At 71.7% G+C, this 20222-nt stretch carries 17 protein-coding genes and 2 pseudogenes; 6 read left to right on the top strand and 13 right to left on the bottom strand.

Annotated elements, in window-relative coordinates:
- Nucleotides 1–53 precede the first annotated feature (53 nt).
- The 3 genes from pyk to pta all read right to left on the bottom strand — a co-directional run bounded on the left by pyk (nt 54) and on the right by pta (nt 4860).
- Nucleotides 54–1481, bottom strand: coding sequence for a pyruvate kinase (pyk, locus tag ABT001_RS11355; RefSeq protein ID WP_351275442.1), 1428 nt, complete (start codon nt 1479–1481; stop codon nt 54–56).
- 74 nt (nt 1482–1555) lie between these two features.
- Nucleotides 1556–2782 (bottom strand): acetate kinase, encoded by a 1227-nt coding sequence (locus tag ABT001_RS11350; RefSeq protein ID WP_351275440.1) that lies wholly within the window; start codon nt 2780–2782, stop codon nt 1556–1558.
- Complete coding sequence (pta, locus tag ABT001_RS11345; RefSeq protein WP_351275438.1) at nt 2779–4860, bottom strand: phosphate acetyltransferase; 2082 nt, start codon at nt 4858–4860, stop codon at nt 2779–2781. Before pta ends, ABT001_RS11350 begins: the two co-directional genes overlap by 4 nt.
- 241 nt (nt 4861–5101) lie before the next feature.
- On the opposite strand from pta, the gene ABT001_RS11340 reads away from it, so the two are divergent.
- Nucleotides 5102–6127 (top strand): ATP-dependent 6-phosphofructokinase, encoded by a 1026-nt coding sequence (locus ABT001_RS11340; protein ID WP_351275436.1) that lies wholly within the window; start codon nt 5102–5104, stop codon nt 6125–6127.
- 49 nt (nt 6128–6176) lie between these two features.
- Here ABT001_RS11340 and ABT001_RS11335 read toward each other — a convergent pair whose 3' ends face one another.
- The 3 genes from ABT001_RS11335 to ABT001_RS11325 all read right to left on the bottom strand — a co-directional run bounded on the left by ABT001_RS11335 (nt 6177) and on the right by ABT001_RS11325 (nt 9322).
- On the bottom strand, nt 6177–6797 hold the full coding sequence (locus ABT001_RS11335) for a helix-turn-helix domain-containing protein (RefSeq protein WP_351275621.1): 621 nt from the start codon (nt 6795–6797) through the stop codon (nt 6177–6179).
- 165 nt (nt 6798–6962) lie between these two features.
- Complete coding sequence (locus ABT001_RS11330; RefSeq protein ID WP_351275619.1) at nt 6963–7637, bottom strand: response regulator; 675 nt, start codon at nt 7635–7637, stop codon at nt 6963–6965.
- A 23-nt stretch (nt 7638–7660) separates the two neighbouring features.
- Nucleotides 7661–9322 carry a sensor histidine kinase gene (locus ABT001_RS11325; protein WP_351275434.1) on the bottom strand — a complete coding sequence of 554 codons (1662 nt, stop codon included), beginning with the start codon at nt 9320–9322 and terminating at the stop codon, nt 7661–7663.
- Nucleotides 9323–9476: 154 nt separating this feature from the next.
- Here ABT001_RS11325 and ABT001_RS11320 point away from each other — a divergent pair, with 154 nt between their 5' ends.
- From ABT001_RS11320 to ABT001_RS11300, 5 genes are all read left to right on the top strand, one after another.
- Nucleotides 9477–10853 (top strand): cation:dicarboxylate symporter family transporter, encoded by a 1377-nt coding sequence (locus ABT001_RS11320; RefSeq protein WP_351275432.1) that lies wholly within the window; start codon nt 9477–9479, stop codon nt 10851–10853.
- Nucleotides 10854–10991: 138 nt separating this feature from the next.
- Complete coding sequence (locus tag ABT001_RS11315; protein WP_351275430.1) at nt 10992–11633, top strand: hypothetical protein; 642 nt, start codon at nt 10992–10994, stop codon at nt 11631–11633.
- A 44-nt stretch (nt 11634–11677) separates the two neighbouring features.
- Complete coding sequence (locus ABT001_RS11310; RefSeq protein ID WP_351275428.1) at nt 11678–12094, top strand: MerR family transcriptional regulator; 417 nt, start codon at nt 11678–11680, stop codon at nt 12092–12094.
- Nucleotides 12091–12444 carry a thioredoxin gene (trxA, locus tag ABT001_RS11305; protein WP_351275426.1) on the top strand — a complete coding sequence of 118 codons (354 nt, stop codon included), beginning with the start codon at nt 12091–12093 and terminating at the stop codon, nt 12442–12444. The genes ABT001_RS11310 and trxA overlap by 4 nt, the downstream gene beginning before the upstream one ends.
- 270 nt (nt 12445–12714) lie before the next feature.
- Entirely contained in the window at nt 12715–13266 is a 552-nt protein-coding gene (locus tag ABT001_RS11300; RefSeq protein ID WP_351275424.1) for a YciI family protein, read from the top strand.
- Between the two features lie 59 nt (nt 13267–13325).
- On the opposite strand, the gene ABT001_RS11295 is transcribed toward ABT001_RS11300, so the two are convergent.
- From ABT001_RS11295 to ABT001_RS11265, 7 genes and pseudogenes are all read right to left on the bottom strand, one after another.
- Nucleotides 13326–13964, bottom strand: a complete 639-nt coding sequence (locus ABT001_RS11295; RefSeq protein WP_351275422.1) for a LysE family translocator — start codon at nt 13962–13964, stop codon at nt 13326–13328.
- A gap of 181 nt (nt 13965–14145) precedes the next feature.
- Nucleotides 14146–14532 carry an Imm32 family immunity protein gene (locus tag ABT001_RS11290; protein WP_351275420.1) on the bottom strand — a complete coding sequence of 129 codons (387 nt, stop codon included), beginning with the start codon at nt 14530–14532 and terminating at the stop codon, nt 14146–14148.
- A gap of 52 nt (nt 14533–14584) precedes the next feature.
- Nucleotides 14585–15340: pseudogene (locus ABT001_RS11285) on the bottom strand (SDR family NAD(P)-dependent oxidoreductase); the annotation flags it as partial.
- Between the two features lie 129 nt (nt 15341–15469).
- A pseudogene (locus ABT001_RS11280) lies at nt 15470–16420 on the bottom strand (ABC transporter substrate-binding protein); the annotation flags it as partial.
- Between the two features lie 167 nt (nt 16421–16587).
- Nucleotides 16588–17598, bottom strand: a complete 1011-nt coding sequence (locus tag ABT001_RS11275; protein ID WP_351275418.1) for a membrane dipeptidase — start codon at nt 17596–17598, stop codon at nt 16588–16590.
- Complete coding sequence (locus ABT001_RS11270; RefSeq protein WP_351275416.1) at nt 17595–18458, bottom strand: hypothetical protein; 864 nt, start codon at nt 18456–18458, stop codon at nt 17595–17597. Before ABT001_RS11270 ends, ABT001_RS11275 begins: the two co-directional genes overlap by 4 nt.
- The gene (locus ABT001_RS11265) at nt 18455–20215 is read right to left on the bottom strand and encodes a hypothetical protein (protein WP_351275414.1); all 1761 of its coding nucleotides are present in this window, start codon (nt 20213–20215) and stop codon (nt 18455–18457) included. Before ABT001_RS11265 ends, ABT001_RS11270 begins: the two co-directional genes overlap by 4 nt.
- Between the last annotated feature and the right edge of the window lie 7 nt (nt 20216–20222).

Here is a 20222-nt window from a genome sequence, read left to right as displayed (position 1 = left end):
CACACCCGTGAGAACGGGGGTGCGGGCCACGGTCGTGTCTGCCGCGGGGCGGGTCAGGCGCGCTCGCCGCTCAGGTGGTGCACCCGGACCATGTTGGTGGTCCCGGGGACACCGGGGGGCGAGCCGGCCGTGATGACCATCGTGTCGCCGTCGTTGTAGCGGTTGAGCTTCAGCAGCTCCGCGTCCACCAGGTCGACCATGGCGTCCGTGTTGTCCACGTGCGGCACGACGTAGGACTCGACGCCCCAGCTCAGCGCCAGCTGGTTGCGGGTGGACTCCTCCGTGGTGAAGGCCAGGATCGGCTGCGCCACGCGGTAGCGGGACAGACGGCGGGCCGTGTCACCGGACTTGGTGAAGGCCACCAGTGCCTTGCCGTCCAGGAAGTCCGCGATCTCGCAGGCCGCGCGGGCCACCGAACCACCCTGCGTACGGGGCTTCTTGCCCGGCACCAGCGGCTGGAGGCCCTTGGAGAGGAGCTCCTCCTCGGCGGCGACGACGATCTTCGACATCGTCTTGACCGTCTCGATCGGGTAGGCGCCGACGGAGGACTCGGCAGACAGCATGACCGCGTCCGCGCCGTCCAGGATGGCGTTGGCGACGTCGGACGCCTCGGCGCGGGTCGGCCGCGAGTTGGTGATCATCGACTCCATCATCTGGGTCGCCACGATCACCGGCTTGGCGTTGCGGCGGCACAGCTCGACGAGGCGCTTCTGCACCATCGGGACCTTCTCGAGCGGATACTCGACGGCGAGGTCACCTCGGGCGACCATCACACCGTCGAAGGCGGCTACGACGCCCTCCATGTGCTCGACGGCCTGCGGCTTCTCGACCTTGGCGATGACGGGGACCCGGCGGCCCTCCTCGTCCATCACCTTGTGCACGTCCTTGACGTCCTCGGCGTCCCGGACGAAGGACAGCGCGACCAGGTCGCAGCCCATCCGCAGGGCGAACCGCAGGTCCTCGACGTCCTTCTCCGACAGCGCGGGAACGTTCACCGCCGCACCGGGGAGGTTGATCCCCTTGTGGTCGGAGATGACACCGCCCTCGATGACGATGGAGGTGACCCGGGGGCCGTCGACCGAGACGACCTTCAGCTCGACGTTGCCGTCGTTGATCAGGATCGGGTCGCCCTTGGTGACGTCGCCGGGCAGACCCTTGTAGGTGGTGCCGCAGATCGACTTGTCGCCGGGGACGTCCTCGGAGGTGATGACGAACTCGTCCCCGCGGATGAGCTCGACGGGTCCCTCGGCGAACTTCCCGAGACGGATCTTGGGGCCCTGGAGGTCGGCGAGCACACCGACCGCGCGGCCGGTCTCGGCGGCGGCCTTGCGGACCCGGTCGTAACGGCCTTGGTGCTCCTCGTGGGTACCGTGACTGAAGTTGAAACGGGCCACGCTCATGCCGGCCTCGATCAGAGCGACGAGCTGCTCATGGGAGTCGACGGCGGGACCGAGGGTGCAGACGATTTTGGAACGGCGCATAGGGCGGATCCTATCGGTTTGTTTCACTGCGGAATATTCCGTCTGGTGGAAGATACAAAGGGGCGCGAGCCCGCTCAGTTGTCGACCAGGGCGAAGGTCTGACCGGCGATCTCCAGCTCCTCGTCCGTAGGTACGACGGCGACCGCCACCCGTGCGTCGTCGGGCGAGATCAGCCGCGGTTCGCGGGACCGTACGGCGTTGCGGTCCGCGTCCACGGCCAGGCCGAAACCTTCCAGTCCCGCGAGCGCAGCCTCCCGCACCGGGGCCGAGTTCTCCCCGACCCCCGCCGTGAACACCACCGCGTCCACCCGGCCGAGGACCGCCGAATAGGCGCCGATGTACTTCTTCAGCCGGTGGACGTAGATGTCGAACGCGAGCGTGGCCCGCTCGTCGCCCTCGTCCACCCGGCGCCTGATCTCCCGCATGTCGTTGTCGCCGCACAGGCCGACCAGGCCGCTCCTCTTGTTCAGCAGGACATCGATCTCGTCCGCCGACATCCCCGCCACCCGCTTCAGGTGGAAGGTGACGGCGGGGTCGATGTCCCCCGAACGCGTGCCCATGACCAGGCCCTCCAGGGGGGTCAGCCCCATGGAGGTCTCCACGCACCGGCCGCCCGCCACGGCCGAGGCCGAGGCGCCGTTGCCGAGGTGCAGCACGATCACGTTCACCTCGGGCACCGGACGGCCCAGCAGTTCGGCCGTCCGGCGCGACACGTACGCGTGCGAGGTGCCGTGGAAGCCGTAGCGGCGGATGCGGTGCGCGTCGGCGGTCTCGACGTCGATCGCGTACCGGGCCGCGTGCTCCGGCATCGTCGTGTGGAACGCCGTGTCGAAGACCGCGACCTGCGGCAGGTCCGGGCGCAGCGCCTGAGCCGTGCGGATCCCGGTGATGTTCGCCGGATTGTGCAGCGGGGCCACCGGGACGAGCCGCTCGATCTCCTTCAGCACCTCGTCGGTGATCACGGTGGGCTCGCTGAACTTCAGCCCGCCGTGCACCACCCGGTGCCCGATCGCCGCCAGGTCGGGGGAGTCCAGGCCGAGCCCGTCGGCCGCGAGCTCCTCGGCCGCCGCCCGCAGGGCTTCCTCGTGGTCGGCGATCCTGCCGGTCCGCTCGCGGGCCTCCCCGCCCTCCGGAGGCGTGTGCACCAGCCGGGAGTCCGCCTCGCCGATCCGCTCGACCAGGCCGGTCGCCAGCCGTGCGCCGTCCCGCATGTCCAGGAGCTGGTACTTGACCGAGGAGGACCCCGAGTTGAGGACGAGCACCCGGCTCGCCCGGCCGCCTGGGGTGTGCGTGGGGGTCATCCGGTCTGCTCCTCGTCCTGCGCCTGGATCGCTGTGATGGCCACGGTGGTCACGATGTCCTGCACGAGTGCGCCGCGCGAGAGGTCGTTGACCGGCTTGCGCAGCCCCTGCATGACCGGCCCGACCGCGACGGCGCCCGCCGAACGCTGGACGGCCTTGTAGGTGTTGTTGCCGGTGTTGAGGTCCGGGAAGACCAGCACGGTCGCCCGGCCCGCCACCTCGGACGCGGGAAGCTTGGTCGCGGCGACGGACGGATCGACCGCCGCGTCGTACTGGATCGGCCCCTCGACCCTCAGGTCCGGTCGTAGGGCGCGTACCCGCTCCGTGGCCTCGCGCACCTTGTCGACGTCGGCGCCCGTGCCGGAGGTGCCCGTCGAGTACGAGAGCATCGCGATCCGTGGGTCCACACCGAAGCGGGACGCGGTGACCGCCGACTGCACCGCGATGTCCGCGAGCTGCTCGGCGTCCGGGTCCGGATTGACCGCGCAGTCGCCGTAGACCAGGACCCTGTCGGCCAGACACATGAAGAAGACCGAGGAGACGATCGAGGCGCCCGGCTTGGTCTTGATGATCTCGAAGGCGGGGCGGATCGTCGCCGCCGTGGAGTGCACCGAGCCGGAGACCATGCCGTCGGCCAGGCCCTCCTGGACCATCAGCGTGCCGAAGTAGTTGACGTCGGAGACGACGTCGTACGCCAGCTCGACCGTCACGCCGCGGTGCGCGCGCAGCGCCGCGTACCGCTCGGCGAAGCCCTGGCGCAGCTCGGAGGTCCCCGGGTCGACGAGCTGGGTCCCGCCCAGGTCGATGCCCAGGTCGGCGGCCTTCTTGCGGATGACGTCGGTGTCCCCGAGGAGGGTCAGGTCGCAGACGTCGCGGCGGAGCAGGACGTCGGCGGCGCGCAGGACGCGCTCCTCGGTGCCCTCGGGGAGGACGACCCGACGCCGGTTCGAGCGGGCCTGTTCCAGCAGTTCGTGCTCGAACATCATGGGGGTGACCCGGCCGCTGCGGGCCACGGAGATGCGCTCCAGGAGGGCGCCGGTGTCCACGTGGCGCTCGAAGAGGCCGAGGGCGGTCTCCGCCTTGCGAGGCGTCGCCGCGTTCAGCTTCCCTTCGAGTGCGAAGAGTTCGCCCGCGGTGGGGAACGAGCCGCCGGCCACCGCGATGACCGGGGTGCCCGGTGCGAGGCGGGCCGCCAGCCGGAGTATCTCCTCGCCGGGGCGCTCGTTCAGCGTCAGCAGGACACCCGCGATGGGCGGCGTGCCCGCGCTGTGCGCGGCGAGCGAACCGACCACCAGGTCCGCGCGGTCGCCGGGGGTGACGACCATGCAGCCAGGGGTCAGGGCCTTCAGGAGGTTCGGCAGCATGGCGCCGCCGAACACGAAGTCCAGCGCGTCCCTGGCCAGGCCGGAGTCGTCGCCGAGCAGAACCGTTCCGCCGAGGGCGGTGTTGATCTGGGCGACGGTGGGCGCGGAGAGCGCGGGGTCGTCGGGCAGGACGGAACAGGGGACCGGGAGCTGTGCCTTCAGCCGGTCGGCGATGTCCGCGCGGTCCCCGGACGCCACCCGGTTCACGATCATCGCCAGCACGTCGCAGCCGAGACCGGCGTAAGCCCGGTAGGCGTTGCGCGTCTCGGCCCGCACGGACTCGGCGTCCTGGTCCTTGCCGCCTACCACCGCGATCACCGAGGCGCCGAACTCGTTGGCGAGCCTCGCGTTCAGGGCCAGTTCGTCGGGGAGCTGGGTGGCGGCGAAGTCGCTGCCGAGCACCAGCACCACCTCGTAGTCGCGGGCCACCCGGTGGAACCGCTCGACGAGCAGGGACACCAGCTCGTCCGTACCCTTCTCCGCCTGGACTGCGGAGGCCTGCTGGTAGTCGAGACCGAAGACCGTCTCCGGGCTCTGCGAGAGCCGGTAACGGGCCCGCAGGAGCTCGAACAGCCGGTCGGGACCGTCGTGGATCAGCGGCCGGAAGACGCCCACCCGGTCCACCTGACGCGTCAGTAGCTCCATGACTCCCAGATCGACGACCTGCCGGCCGTCTCCCCGGTCGATCCCGGTCACGTACACGCTGCGCGCCACGCGTGTTCTCCCGTCCTGTTTGGCTGGCATTGCCCCTTTGACGATACCCACCGGGGCAGGCGGGCCGCCCGCCGGGCACAGCCCCGGCGCGGGCCGCTCCCGGGCCCCGGTCGGTCACTGTCCCGAAGCCGGGAGCGCGGGGTCCCGGCTCGGCGTGGGACAATCGTCGTGGCTCACGGTACGGGGGTTTCTCGACGGGCCCCCGGAACGCATGTCACTAGCGAGCAGGAGACAGAGCAGGATGCGCATCGGAATTCTCACCGCAGGCGGCGACTGCCCAGGCCTGAACGCTGTGATCCGGTCGGTCGTGCACCGGGCCGTGGTGGGCCACGACGACGAGGTCATCGGCTTCGAGGACGGCTTCAAGGGGCTGCTCGACGGCCACTTCCGGCCCCTCGACCTGAACGCGGTCAGCGGCATCCTGGCCCGCGGCGGCACGATCCTCGGCTCGGCCCGCCTGGAGCGCGACCGGCTGCGCGAGGCCGCCGAGAACTGCGCGGAACTCTCCCTCCGCTACGGCATCGACGCCCTCATCCCGATCGGCGGCGAGGGCACGCTCACCGCGGCCCGCATGCTGTCCGACGCCGGGATGCCCGTCGTCGGTGTCCCGAAGACCATCGACAACGACATCTCCGCCACCGACCGGACCTTCGGCTTCGACACCGCCGTCGGTGTCGCGACCGAGGCCATAGACCGCCTCAAGACCACCGCCGAATCGCACCAGCGGGTCATGGTCGTCGAGGTCATGGGCCGCCACGCGGGCTGGATCGCGCTGGAGTCAGGCATGGCCGGCGGCGCCCACGGCATCTGCCTGCCGGAGCGGCCCTTCCAGGTCGACGACCTGGTCAAGATGGTCGAGGAACGCTTCGCGCGCGGCAAGAAGTTCGCCGTCATCTGCGTCGCCGAGGGCGCGCACCCGGCCGAAGGGTCCATGACGTACGCCAAGGGCGAGATCGACCAGTTCGGCCACGAGCGCTTCCAGGGCATCGGCAACCGGCTGGCCGCCGAGCTGGAACGGCGGCTCGGCAAGGAGGCCCGGCCGGTCATCCTCGGCCATGTGCAGCGCGGCGGCACGCCGACCGCGTACGACCGTGTGCTCGCGACCCGCTTCGGCTGGAACGCCGTGGAGGCCGTGCACCGCGGCGACTTCGGGCGGATGACGGCGCTGCGCGGGACCGAGATCGTGATGGCCCCGCTGGCGGACGCCGTGACCCGGCTGAAGACCGTTCCCAGCGACCGGATGTACGAGGCCGAGTCGGTCTTCTGAGCCGCGCGGGCACCTGTGGGCGGTGGGGGCGCTGTCGTCGCCCCCTCGCTCAGATGCCCGCCGTCCGCCAGAACTCCTCGACCACCCGGTCCAGGAACTCCCGGCCCACGTCGTCCGCCCCTGCCCGGTCCCGGGCCGTCGGGTTCCAGCTCAACGTGGAGAGCATCAGGGCCTGGTAGTCGGTGTGCAGCTGCTCCAGCACGTTCTGGACCAGGACCCGGTCCAGGGGTACGAGCTTGTCCACCGGCCGTACGTACGCCTGCCAGCGGGTCGTGACGGCCCTGCTCAGCAGGTCCGCCAGCTCCTCGTTCCGGCCGGTCGCCGTCAGGAACTGCGCCGCGGACATGTCCAGCGCCTCGCAGAGTGCCACGGCCTGGCGCTCGTTGCCGCGCCAGCGGCCCGACTCCTCGGTCCGCTGGTACGCGGCGGCCGTCATCCCGAGCGACCGAGCCAGGTCCTCCACCGCGATGTCCCGGGCCAGCCGGTGCTCGCGCAACGTGCTCGCGGCGGTCAGCAGTTCGTCGGGCGCACACCACAGCACACCCGCCAGCGCCTTCAGTTCGCGTTCGCCGGGCTGGGCCGTGCCACGCTCCCAGGCCATGACGGTCTCAGCGGTGAGGGTCAGTCCGTACTGGGCGCCGAGGCCGTACGCAACATGTCCGGGAGCCATTCCCAGCGCCTCGCGGAGACGGCGCGCGGCGGGGGCGTTGAAGGGCGTGGTGGGGTGCACGGCCCCACCGTAGAAGGCCGTGAACGGCCTGGCTACAGGCTGTTCCTCCCAGTTCACCCTTCGTACGATCCTCCTAGGGCGCACGCCCCGGTGCGCCCCGATCCATCAGCGGGATTCAGCCACCCAGTGATAGTGCAACTCCGGCCTGCCCACCTGGCCGTAACTCGGCCGCCGCACGGCCCGGCCCCCCGCCACCAGATGCTCCAGATAGCGGCGCGCGGTGATCCGGGAAATCCCCAGCCCCTCCCCGGCGTTCGCCGCGGTCACCCCGTCCGGAGCCTCCCGCAGGGCCCGGGTCACCGCCTCCAGCGTCGGCCCGCTCAGGCCCTTGGGCAGCGTGGCCGGGTCCGAGACCCGCAGTGCGCCCAGCGCCCGGTCCACCTCCTCCTGACCGCTCGCCTCCCCGGCGGCCGCCCGGAAGTCGGCGTAGCGCACGAGCCGGTCCCGCAGCGTGGGATAGGTGAACGGCTTCAGCACGTACTGCACGACGCCGAGCGACACGCCTTCCCGCACCACCGCCAGATCGCGTGCCGACGTCACCGCGATGACGTCCGCCCCGTGTCCCGCCGCCCGCAGCGAGCGCAGCAGTTGCAGACCGTGCCCGTCGGGCAGGTAGAGGTCGAGCAGCAGCAGGTCCACCTCCGTCCGGTCCAGCGCTCGCACGGCCTCCGCCCTGGAGTGGGCGACGGCGGCGACCTCGAAGCCCGGCACCCGGGCCACGTACAGCTGATGGGCGTCCGCGGCCACCGGATCGTCCTCCACGACCAGCACCCTGATCACGGCGCTTTCGGCGCTCTCGGCGCTCATGGCGCGACCACCTCCGCCCCCGTCGTACGGCCGGCGAGCGGCAGCCGCACCGTGAACTCCGCGCCACCGCCCCGCGCCCGGCCCAGCGTCACCGTCCCGCCGTTGCGGTGGGCCGCCTGGCGTACGAGTGCCAGGCCCAGGCCCCGGCCCGCGCCGTTCGTGGTCCAGCCGCGCCGGAAGACCTCGTCCGCGTCGTCCGGGCCGATCCCCGCGCCGGTGTCCGCCACCCGCAGCAGCAGCTCGCCGGACTCCGCCCGCGCCGTCACGGTGACCAGGGCCCGCGCCGCGGCACGCGGGGCCGGTACGGCCCCGGGCGGCGCCCCGCCCGTCGCCGCCTCCGAGGCCGCGTCCACCGCGTTGTCGATCAGATTGCCGAGGATCGTCACCAGGTCGCGCGGCGGCAGCGCGCGCGGCAGCGCCCCGTCGTCGATCAGGCTGTCCTCCGCCAGCAGCAGCTCCACCCCGCGCTCGTTGGCCTGTGCCGCCTTGCCGAGCAGCAGAGCGGCGAGCACCGGCTCGGCCACCGCGTCCACCACCCGGTCGGTGAGGACCTGGGCCAGCTCCAACTCCGCCGTCGCGAAGTCCACCGCCTCCTCGACCCGGCCCAGCTCGATCAGCGACACCACGGTGTGCAGCCGGTTCGCCGCCTCGTGCGCCTGCGAGCGCAGCGCCTGGGTGAAGCCCCGCTCCGAGTCGAGCTCGCCCGACAGCGCCTGCAGTTCCGTGTGGTCCCGCAGCGTCACGACCGTGCCGCGCCGCTCCCCGCCGACCACCGGGCTGGTGTTGACGACGACCACCCGGTCCACCGTCAGATGGACCTCGTCCACCCGGGGCTCGGACGCCAGGAGCGCCCCGGTCAGGGGCGCCGGCAGCGCCAGCTCGTCGATCCGGCGGCCCACCGCCCCCGGCCCGAGCCCCAGCAGTTCCCGGCCCGCGTCGTTGATCAGGGCGACTCTGCGCTGCCCGTCCAGCATCAGCAGACCCTCGCGCACGGCGTGCAGCGTGGCCTCGTGGTACGTGTGCATCCGGCTCAGCTCCCCGGCGTTCATCCCGTGCGTGTGCCGCCGCAGCCTGGCGTTGATCACGTACGTCCCGAGCGCGCCGAGCACCAGGGCGGCACCCGCCGCCGTGCCCAGGGCGCCGAGCTGCTCACGCACCTGGGTGGACACCTTCTCGACGGTGATGCCCGCGCTGATCAGGCCGACGATCGTGTCCCCGTCGTGGACCGGGGTGACGACCCGTATCGAGGGGCCGAGCGTGCCGGTGTAGGTCTCCTCGAACGTCTCTCCGCGCAGTGCGCGGTCCGTGTGGCCGATGAAGCTCCTGCCGATCTGGGCGCGGGTGGGGTGGGTCCAGCGGACCCCCTTCGGATCCATGATCGTGACGAAGGTGATCCCGGTCTCCTCGCGCACCCGTTCCGCGTACGGCTGGAGTACGGCGGACGGGTCCGGGGTACGGATCGCCTCCCGTACGGACGGCGATTCGGCCATGGCGAGGGCGGCGGCCCGCACCTGGCGGGCCGCGGTCTCCTCCGCCCGGTCCCGGCCGGAGGCGTACGCGAAGTAGGCGCAACCCGCCACGACCGCGGCCACGAGCAGGGCCTGCATCGCGAACAGCTGGCCGGCCAGGCTGCGGGGGAGGGTTCGGGGCAGGCGCATGGCTCCCAGTCTGCCTGGCGGGGGCGACCGGCCCAAGATGGCTCGAAAGCATCTGTGAACGTTATGAACGCAAGGGTGACGGCCGTCACAGGGAAGTGAATAGTCACCGGGGCCCCCAGGGACGGGGAGCAGCCGCATACCCGAGGAGACCCCCGTGGCAGAGAAAGCCGCACGACGGGACCGCACCCACTACCTCTACATCGCAGTGATCGCCGCCGTGGTGCTGGGCGTCACGGTGGGCCTGGTGGTTCCGGACTTCGCAGTCGAGCTCAAGCCGATCGGCACAGGCTTCGTCAACCTCATCAAGATGATGATCTCGCCGATCATCTTCTGCACGATCGTGCTGGGGGTCGGCTCCGTACGCAAGGCCGCCAAGGTCGGTGCCGTCGGCGGCCTGGCCCTCGGCTACTTCCTGGTGATGTCGACCGTCGCCCTGGCCATCGGCCTGGTCGTCGGCAACCTCCTGGAGCCCGGTTCCAGCCTCCACCTCACCGAGGCGGCCCGCGCCGCGGGTGAGAAGCAGGCATCGGGGGCCAGCGAGTCCACCGTGGACTTCCTGCTCGGCATCATCCCCACCACCATGGTGTCGGCCTTCACCGAGGGTGAGGTTCTCCAGACCCTGCTCATCGCCCTGCTCGCGGGCTTCGCGCTCCAGGCCATGGGCTCGGCCGGCGAGCCGGTCCTGCGCGGCATCGGCCACATCCAGCGCCTCGTCTTCCGCATCCTCGCCATGATCATGTGGGTGGCCCCGGTCGGCGCGTTCGGTGCGATGGCGGCGGTGGTCGGCGAGACCGGCGTGGACGCGCTGAAGTCCCTCGCGATCATCATGATCGGCTTCTACGTCACCTGCGCGCTCTTCGTGTTCCTGATCCTGGGCGCGATCCTGCGCCTGGTGTCCGGGGTCAACATCTTCACCCTGCTGAAGTACCTGGGCCGTGAGTTCCTGCTGATCCTCTCCACCTCCTCCTCCGAGTCGGCCCTGCCGCGGCTGATCGCGAAGATGGAGCACATGGGCGTCAGCAAGCCCGTCGTCGGCATCACCGTGCCGACCGGCTACTCCTTCAACCTCGACGGCACCGCGATCTACCTCACGATGGCCTCCCTCTTCATCGCCAACGCGACGGGCGACCCGCTGACCATCGGCGAGCAGATCTCGCTGCTGGTCTTCATGGTGATCGCCTCGAAGGGCGCGGCGGGCGTCACCGGCGCCGGCCTGGCCACCCTCGCGGGCGGCCTCCAGTCGCACCGCCCCGAACTGGTCGACGGCGTCGGCCTGATCGTCGGCATCGACCGCTTCATGAGCGAGGCCCGCGCCCTGACGAACTTCGCGGGCAACGCGGTGGCCACGGTGCTGGTCGGCACCTGGACCAAGGAGATCGACCGGGAGCGGGTGGACCAGGTCCTCTCCGGCGCCCTCCCGTTCGACGAGAAGACGATGACGGACGACGCCCATGGCGGAGAGCCGCACGTCCCGGAGTCGCGGGACGGCGACGTGGACGCCGACGAGAAGCGTTCGCTGGCGAAGGCGTAAGCGGGCGCGGCGACGCGGACGGACGAGTGCGGCCGGTACGGGACATCCGTACCGGCCGCACCCGCGTCGAGGCCCGCGCCGGGCCGCAGCACCCGCCGTGGCAGACTGCCGTTCCACTGCGACCGAGGAGCGGATGGGATGCACAGGAAACTGTCGGAGACCGCCCGGGCCGCTCTGACGGCCGCGTGCGCGCCGGACACCGGCGGGCGACCGGCCGCACCGGGTCACCGCCTCCTGGGCGCCACCACCGCTGTCGTCGCCGACACGTGCGTACGGGGCGCCCTCGGCTTCGTCCTGCTCCTCCACCGGCGCAAGGACGGTCTCGTCGCCGAGGAGCTCTACTTCGCGAGCCGCGAGGACTCCGGGGCCTGGGGGGACACGGAACACCTGTCGGGCAGCGCGGGTATCGCGGACCTGACCCGTCCCGAGGAAGCCGCGGCCGTGCTGCGAGGCCGGTCCATGACGTCGCTCGGTGAATCCGAGACGCTTCTCCACACCGGGCGGCCCCAGGCCGACGAGGGGCATGAACTGCTGCGCTTCCACACGCTGCTGGTGAGCGGGAACATCGGCCATCTCGACATCGAGGACACCTCGGCGGGAGCCTCCCCGGCATCAGCCCGCGTCCGTAAGCCCCTCATGTCCCAGGTCGCGCTTCTCGCACTGTTCCCCGAGGAGACCGTCACCGTGCGCACGGGACCCGACGCGGGGACCGGTGTCCGGGCCCTGGGCGAGCTCCTCGACCTTTCCGGGAGCGGCGTGTCCGGCGCGTCCCGGGCGTAGGCAGGCCTTGCCTTGACGTCGGCGTCAAGGAATACGGTCGCGCTATGCGAATCGGGGAACTGGCCGAACGCGCCGGGACGACGACACGGACGCTGCGGTACTACGAGTCACGGGGCCTGCTGCACGCACGCCGCGCGGAGAACGGCTACCGCACGTACGACGAGAGCGATCTGCGGCAGATCCAGCAGATCCGGACCCTGCAGGACTTCGGATTCGATCTGGAGGAGACCCGCCCCTTCGTCGACTGTCTGCGCGCCGGCCATCCGGCGGGCGACGCCTGCCCGGCCTCGCTGGCCGTCTACCGGCGCAAGCTCGGGGAGCTGGACGCGCTCATCGGTCAGCTGCAGTCGGTCCGCACGGAGGTGGGCACCCAGCTGGCCCGTGCCGAGCTGGAGGCGTCGGCCGAGGTGCCGGGCGGCCCCGAACCCCGATGTGAACTGAACCGGGAGGACGAAGGATGATCCACGCAGAAGGTGTCGCCGAGGTCACCGACACGACCTTCGACACGGAGGTCCTGGGAGCGGGCCTGCCGGTCCTGGTCGAATTCACCGCCGACTGGTGCGGTCCGTGCCGCCAGCTCGCGCCGGTGCTGGGCGCGATCGCCAGGGAGGAGGCCGAACGCGTCAAGATCGTCCAGATCGACGTGGACCACAACCCGGGCGTCACGAGCCGGTACGCGGTCCTGTCGACGCCGACCCTGATGGTCTTCCAGGACGGCGAACCGGTGAGGTCGATGGTGGGTGCCCGCCCGAAGCGCCGCCTGCTCCAGGAGCTGGAGGAGGCGCTTCCGGCGGCGGTGTCCCGTCGGTGACGCCGGGGCCGCCCGGATCGGGTGCGGACACGACCCCGCGAGGACCCGGACCATGCCCGCCACCTCGTCGTCCGCGCTGCGGTGGCGCGCGTACGCGCCACCCTGGCGGCGGGCGGTGATGATGCTCTGGAGGGCGGTCAGGAGCGTGTGATGGTCGCCGGGAGGCCACGGACACACCCGTGAGTCGTATGTTCGGTTTCGGCCGTCCGTGATCTTCCGGTGACCGCGCAGGGCTCGACCTGGGCACCGCCTTGTGGGAATCCTTCGGGTATGGAGTTTCTCTGTTACCACCGCGACCGGTCCGGATCTCTGTCACTGAGGGACGAGTTGCTGGAAGAGCACTGGTCCTACATGGACCGGTACGCGAAGGAGATGATCGCCCGGGGGCCGACCCTCGAGGACGACGGTGAGACCCCCACCGGCAGCGTGCACATCGTCGACCTGCCTGACAGCGCCGCCGCCCGGGCGTTCGCCTTCGACGAGCCGAACTACCAGGCCGGCGCCTACCGGGACGTACTGCTGCGCCGGTGGCGCAACACGCTGGGCTCCACCATGTGGGACTTCCCCGGCGGCCCGACCGACGGCAACCGTTACCTGGTGCTCGGCCTCGGCGAAGGGCCGGCCGCCGACCTCGAAGTGCCGGAGACGCAAGCCGAGTTGATTGCATACGGGCCGCTGCTGTCCGACAGCGGTGACATCTGGCTGGGCACGGCGGCACTGGTCCGGGCACCGGACCCGGACACCGCACGCGCCGTGCTGACCCCGGACCGGTACGCCGACATCGAGGTGCACAACTGGCAGTTCGGCGGACGCCGGTCCTGACGGTCATGGCGTGCGGCTCGCCGGTACGCGACGCGTCGGCGCAGGTCCCGGGTGCGGGATCAGTCCTTGCGTCCCGTGGCGGCGACCGCGACGCCCAGGCCGATCATCGTGAGGCCGCCGACTCCCCCGAAGAGGGAGAGCCGCTGGGGCGAGCGCGCGAACCAGTCGCGTCCGGTGGCCGCGAGCAGGCCCCACAGGCTGTCGGAGGCCACCGCGATGAGGGTGAAGACCAGACCGAGCAGGAGCATCTGCCCGACGACGTGTCCCTGGGCGCGGTCGACGAACTGGGGCAGCACCGCAGCGAAGAACACGATGGTCTTGGGGTTGGCCACACCGACGGCGAACCCCTCCCACCACGTGCGCAGACCGGTCCGTGTGTCCTCGCCCGTGGTGGACGAGGCGTGCAGCGAGCTCCGTTGCCGCCACGCCTTGACACCCAGATACACCAGGTAGGCCGCACCGGCCAGCTTCAGCGCCGTGAAGACGAGGACGGAACGCTCCACGATCGTCCCGACCCCGAGAGCGACGGCCACGATGAGCGCGTAGGCACCCGACGCGTTTCCCAGGACCGTCGTGAGGGCGGCGCGCCGCCCCTGTGCCAAGGCCCGCCCGATCACGAACAGCACGCTGGGGCCGGGGACCACGATCAGCAGGAACGACATGGCCGCAAAGGCGAGTAAGCGTTCGGCAGACACCATGGCTCCCATGCAAGCACGGCTGAGGCTCGTCTCTCAGCCCCTTGTGACTTCCCGCAGCGGCGGTGCGCCGTAGGCACCGGCGGAGGAACGGCGTCGCGGGCCCTCGCCGAGGCCGGCGCGCCGTCACTTCGCGGCGCACGGCGGGTACGGCCACGGATCGCGGCTGCGGCCGTACCGCCAATCATCGCGTCGGCATGCCTCCGTGGGGGCTGCTGACCACGATCGGCACCGACCCTTCGACGAGGTAGGGGTGGTCGGGGAAGTAGTCGATGTGGAGGTGGCCGCCGTCCTCGGCGGCAGCCATGGCACGCAGGTTGTCCGCCAGGATCGCCCTGGCTCCGGGGTCGCCACTGATCACCAGGACCTGCCGCGGGGCGTCGAGCGCGATCCGGGCGCCGGTGCCGGAGGTCTTCCTGGTCTCGATACCGACCAAGGTGCCCCCGTCCGGCGACGGCGCGCAGCCGACGAACCCGCCGCCCTCGGCCACCGCGTGGGCCAGTGCGGCGAGTTCCTCCGCCGACGCGTGGATGACCACTTCGGTGAACACGGTGTCGGAAACCAGTCGCACAGGCACTCCTTCCCGCGTCGGCAGCCGGACGTCAGGCGGCTGTCAGCGGACGTCAGCCGGCCGTCCATCCGCCGTCCACGGCCAGTGCCGACCCCGTGGCGAAGGAGGCGCGGTCGCTGCACAGCCACAGGGCCGCCTGGGCGATCTCGACGGGATCCGCCATCCGCTTCTGCATCTGGCGGTTGACGAAAGCCGTCTCCAACTCCGGGTACGCCTCCACCGCCTGGTCGATCATCTCCGTGCGGGTGGTGCCGACGACGAGCGTGTTGATGCGGATGCCGTGGGGAGCGTACTCGGCGGCCGCCGCCCTGGTCATGCCGAGCACAGCGTGCTTGGCGGCCACGTAGGGCACGGGTGCTCCGGTGGCTCCCACGGCAGCCGTGCTGGACGTGTTGACGATCGCGCCCTTCCCCGCTTCGAGCATCACCGGGATCTGGGAGCGCAGGCAGTTCCAGGTGCCGTTGACGTTGACGGCCATCGAACGGTCGAAGACGGCCTGGTCGAGCTCATGCAGCGGGGACAGGTCGTCGCCCGCGAAGCCCGCGTTGTTGAACGCAGCGTCCAGGGAGCCGAAGTGCTCCAGGGCCGCGTCCACGGCGCGCTGTACGTCCTGGGCGACCGAGACGTCGCCCGCGCTGATCGCCGCTCGGCCGCCCGAGTCGGTGATCTCCTGCGCCAGTTGCTTCAGTACGTCCGCGCGGCGGGCCATCAGCAGGACCGCCGCTCCCTCCGCGGCGAACAGACGGGCGGCGGCCTCTCCGATGCCGCTCGAAGCACCCGTGATCATGACGGTCTTGCCGGCCAGCATTCCCTGTGTGTCACTCATACGGCCAGTCAACCTCCCGGGGCCCCGGCAACGCACCCCTCGGGCCTTGTCCGGCAGACCGCAGAACCTCGGCCGCCCGGAACCCGGCGGCTTCCGGGCGTCGATGCCGAGCCGGATGGCCTTCTGCACGTCGGCGGAGGCGGTGGGGAGGTTCTTCGCCCGGCTGACCGCGAGGTAGAGGACCTCCGCCTTCTGGCTGTTGTCGACCGCGAGGTTGTCGCCGCGCAGGCCCTTGGTCTGGAGTGCCGAGATGTCGAGGGCGACCTGCGAGTCGCCCGACTGCACCCCGAGCAGCTGCTGCTGTGCCGACGGCACGTTCCTGATGATCACCCTGGGGTACGCCGGTGCGTCACCGGCGTACTCCGGGTTGGCCTCCAGGACGATCTGCGAGGAGTTGCTGTAACTCTTCAGCCGGTACGGCCCGGAGCCCGCGGACTCCGTGTTCAGCCAGGTCTCGGCCTTGTCCTCGGTGACCGCGTCCTTCGCGTCGGTGCCCCCGTGCGCACGCACAGCGTCCGCGTTGAGCACCCCGAACTGCGGGGTGGCGAGCATGGCGGGCACGTCGGCGCGGGGCGATTCGGTGGTGACGACGACGGTCCGCGCGTCCTTCGCCTCGACGGAGATCCCGGCCATCAGATAGGCCGGGCTGGCGTCCACGTGACGCAGCCGGTCGAAGGAGAACACGACGTCGCTCGCCTCGACGGGGGTGCCGTCGGAGAAGCGGGCGTCCTTCCGGAGGCCGAACGTCCAGGACTGTCCGTCCTCGGAGTTGGACCAGGAGGTGGCCAGGCCGGGCACGGGCGTCCGCAGGTCCTCGCCGCGGTAGGTGGTCAGCGTCTCGTACAGGGCGTGGTCGACGAGGTAGTCGGTGGGCTGGTAGACGCGCGCCGGGTCGATGGACTTGGCGTTGAAGGCCGTGTCGACGACGAGGGTGTGGCGCGCCGCCTCGACGGAGACACCCGCGGTCGCGCAGGAGGTGAGCGAGGCCGTCAGGGCGGCGGCCAGCGCGAGGGCGGCGAGGGTGCGCCGCCGTGGCCGGGGCGCGAGGGGGCGGTGGGGCATCGGGGTCTCCACTCGGAGAGCGGGCAGGGAGGAGGCGGGGAGGTCACTCCTGGGTGGCGTCCCGGGGCAGGGGGCAGGCGCCGGGTGCGTACGACGGGTGGGGTCCTCGGCGGGTACGGGACCGGGCGGCCGGGCGGCGGTCCGAGGTCCGCCGCCCGGCCGGCCGGTCAGGCCGAGGCGGTCACGGGGACGGCCACCGGGCCGCCCCGCAGGTCCACGTCGATGGTCTGCCGGTACAGGCGCAGCCAGTTGCCACCGCACAGCTTCTCGACCTCTTCGGCGGAGAAGCCGGCCTCGGCCAGCCCGGCGGGGATGTTGCCGAACTGCGCCGCCGTCTCGAACCACTCCGGGTCCGGCACGACCGGCGACTGGCCGGGCTTGCCCGCCCCGTACTCGGGGCCCCGCGTCCAGTGCCCCTTGCGCATCTCCACCATGTGCTCCTCGGTGAGGAAGCGGCCGAGGTCGGAGCCGACGCCGACGTGGTCGACACCGACGCGCTCCACGGTGCGGGCGACCAGCTCGCACCAGCTCTCGACGGTCTCGCACCACTCGCCGGCGATGTTCGGGTACATCGTCAGGCCGAGCACCCCGCCCCGCTCCGCGAGCGCGTCGAGGACCTCGGGCCGCTTGTTGCGGGCGTGGTCGAAGAACTCGCGCGGGTTGGCGTGGTTGATCGCCACCGGGACGGCCGAGGCGTGGATGGCGTCGTAGGAGGTCCGGTCACCCACGTGCGAGCAGTCGACGACGACGCCGCAGCGGTTCATCTCCTCCACGGCGTTACGGCCGAAGCGGGTCAGCCCCGCGTCGGTGGTCTCGTAGCAGCTCGCGCCCAGGGTGTTCTGGATGTTGTAGGTGAGCTGCATGACCCGCAGGCCCATGCGGGCGAACAGCTCGATGTAGTCGAGCCGGTCCTCGATCGGGGACGCGTTCTGGGTCCCCATGAGGACGGCGGTGCGGCCCTCGGCGGCCGCCGCCTCGATGTCGGCCGTGGAGTACGCGATCCGTATCAGATCGGAGTTGTCGCGCTCCAGGCCGTACCAGTCGGCGAGGGCCTGCATGGTCTCCGCCGCGTTCTCCCAGAACGCGATGGTGTTGGTCACGCAGTCCACGCGCCCGGCGCGCAGCTCCTCGAAGACCGTCCGGTTGAAGATGCCGCACTCGAGTCCGTCGATGTTCATCGCTGCTCTCCGTTGTCGATGGCCTTGGTTGCCGTGCCGCCGACGAAGTCCACGTCGTCGGTGAGGTCGGGTTCGATCACGCCGTTCTCGTCGACCGCGGTCGCGCCGGCGTGCTTGAGGGAGGTCACCGACTCCGTGGACAGCGCGCGTGCGGAGTCCTCGAACAGCGACCACCACAGGGCGGCGGGGGTCTCCACCCCGTTGCGTACGGCGCGGGCCGCGGGCAGCGAGCCGACGAGCGGCAGGAGGCGCAGCAGTTCGGGGTCGTCGGGCAGCGCGGGTGCGCGGCGCTCCATGACGAGCAGTACGCCGTCCCCGGCCAGGGCCGCGGGCAGCGGGGGCAGTCCGGCCGCCGGTGCGGCGTCCGCCGGCGTGGGGGTCACCGTGAGGACCACACCCCGGTCGGTGCCCTGGTGCTCCAGTACGGCGGCGAGCCCGGCGTGTTCGATGTGCCCGGCCCACAGGGTGACGCGCTCGCCGGGTTCCGCCTGGAGCAGGTCGAGGAGCGCGGGGGCGACGACGAGGGCGCTCTGGCCGAGGCAGTCGACCACGAGCGCGCCGGGGGCCTCGGCGGCGATCTCCACCCGGCCCGAGCCGTCGCGGTCGGCGGCGCCGAGCCCGTCGGAGAGGAACTGGAGCGCGGGCAGCCCGGCGGCCTGGGCGTGCAGCACCAGGTCGCGTACCGCGTGCACGGCGCCGAGCGCCAGGCCCTGGGCCTGGAGCAGCCGCTCGGTGATGAGCCGCAGTTCGCGCAGCGACAGCCGGAGGGTCTCGGCGTCGGAGGCGTTCTGCCAGGTGCGGCCGAGGCGGTCGGCGGCGCCGTCGCTGCCGGGGCCGCTGGTGAGTGTGGCGGAGGTCATCGGGCGGCTCCGTTCGAGGGGGCGGGCGCGGGTGCGTCGAGGGCGAGGGTGTCGGCGGGGTGCGGCACTGCGGGCCAGAACCACGGGCCCGCGGCGTCGGCGGAGCTCAGGTCGGCCGCCGTGGGAGCACCCTGGAAGATCACTCCGCGCAGGTCGCGGCCCAGGTAGTCCTTGGTGCGTTCCAGGCCGTAGAGCGCGGCGTTCGCCAGGCGGATGAGCTGCGCCGGCACGAAGGCGTGGTCGCGGATGTGGGTGTGCGGGACGGCGTACGCGTGCCCGGCGAGGGACTGGAGGCGCTCGACGGCTCCGCGCAGCTCGGGCCGGCGCGCGAGGAGGCGTCCGACGGGCAGGGCCGGGTCCTCCCCGGCGAGTACGCCGTCGAGGTGCTGGACCATGCCGGGGACGTCCACGGTGAGGTCGACGGTGCCCTCGGGCAGTTCGGCGGTGGCGCCGCAGCGGGGTTCCTCGGCGGACCGGGACTTGTACCAGGTGTTGGCGACCGCGCCGGGCGCGGTGCGGTCGACGGCGAGTGCCCAGGCGTACCGGTCGGCGAGCAGTGCGCGCAGGGCACCGGCGGTCATGGAACCGTCCCGGCGGAACGTCTCGTTGACGGTGAGTCCCGCGGCGAGCCGGTCCGACTCCGCCGGGTCCAGCTCGGTGAGGACGGAGTTGACCACCTCGGCGGCCTCGTCGCAGACGTCCTGGACGCCGTCGACCAGCTCGGCCACCGTCGGAACCCGGCCTTCCGCCAGGGCCGCCGCCGCGCGTCCGGGGATCGCGTCGAGGACGCGTCGCAGGTCGGCGACGATCCGCTCGGCGGGGGTGAAGCAGGTGTACTCGTTGACGTCCTCGCTCTGGTAGACGGCGGCCCGCTCCAGCAGGGCGACCAGCGAGTCCGCCACTCCGGAACCGGGTGCCGCCGCGAGACCGCGGGCGTGGGCGAGTGCCTGCTCGCGCAGCGAGATCCAGCGGTCCACCAGCACGGGGTGGTTGCCGACCCACAGGACCAGACCGAGCGCGGAGCTGTTGCCGACGCCGAGGAAGCGGCGCACCTGCGGGTCGAGGGCCACGGCCGTGTCCGAGCGGCGGGCGGCCAGCGCCTCGACCAGGTCGGCGCTCAGCTCGCGCATCATGTACGCGGACAGCAACTGGGCGTGGTACGGCACCGCCAGCGGGTGGTCCTCGCCGTACGCCAGGAACGTCCGCGTGCCGAAGGTGCCGTTGCCGTCGAGACCGATGTTGCGCATCAGGTAGCCGACGCGGGAGAGCGCGACGGTGTCGGGCTGCCGGGCGGCGGCCAGCGCCTCCACGACGTGCTCGAAGACGCGCAGCGAACGGTTGGCGCGGCACCAGGTGAGCGTGTGCCCGGTGGCACGGCCGTGGTAGAGGCGGGGCATCTCGTTGCGGGTGTGCTCGACGTCCTCGGCCGTCGCGGGACCGTCGAGGAGGGCGCCCATCATGTCCCAGCCGAGGTCGAAGATGCGCAGGGTGCGCTCCTGCGACGAGGGCGGGAAGGCGAAGGCCACGAAGTCCATCACGCGGTCCGCGGTGTGGATGCGGTAGACGGCCTCGCCGCTGCCGTCCGCCTCGACGGTCAGCGAGCGGCGCTCGACGCGCCAGTCCTCGCGGAGCATCCGGTTGACCAGGGAGCGGGCCGAGGAGAGGCGCCCGGCCTGCAGGGAGGAGAGGGCGGCCGAGGTCATGATCTCGGCGGCCGGCCGGCCGGCGGGACCGGCCAGGCTGGGCTGTGGTGCCACGGATGGT

Source organism: Streptomyces sp. NPDC002793 (assembly GCF_040295485.1).
Taxonomy (GTDB): Bacteria; Actinomycetota; Actinomycetes; order Streptomycetales; family Streptomycetaceae; genus Streptomyces.
Note: the sequence above shows the minus strand (reverse complement) of the source record. Positions and strands in the feature narration are given on the sequence as shown.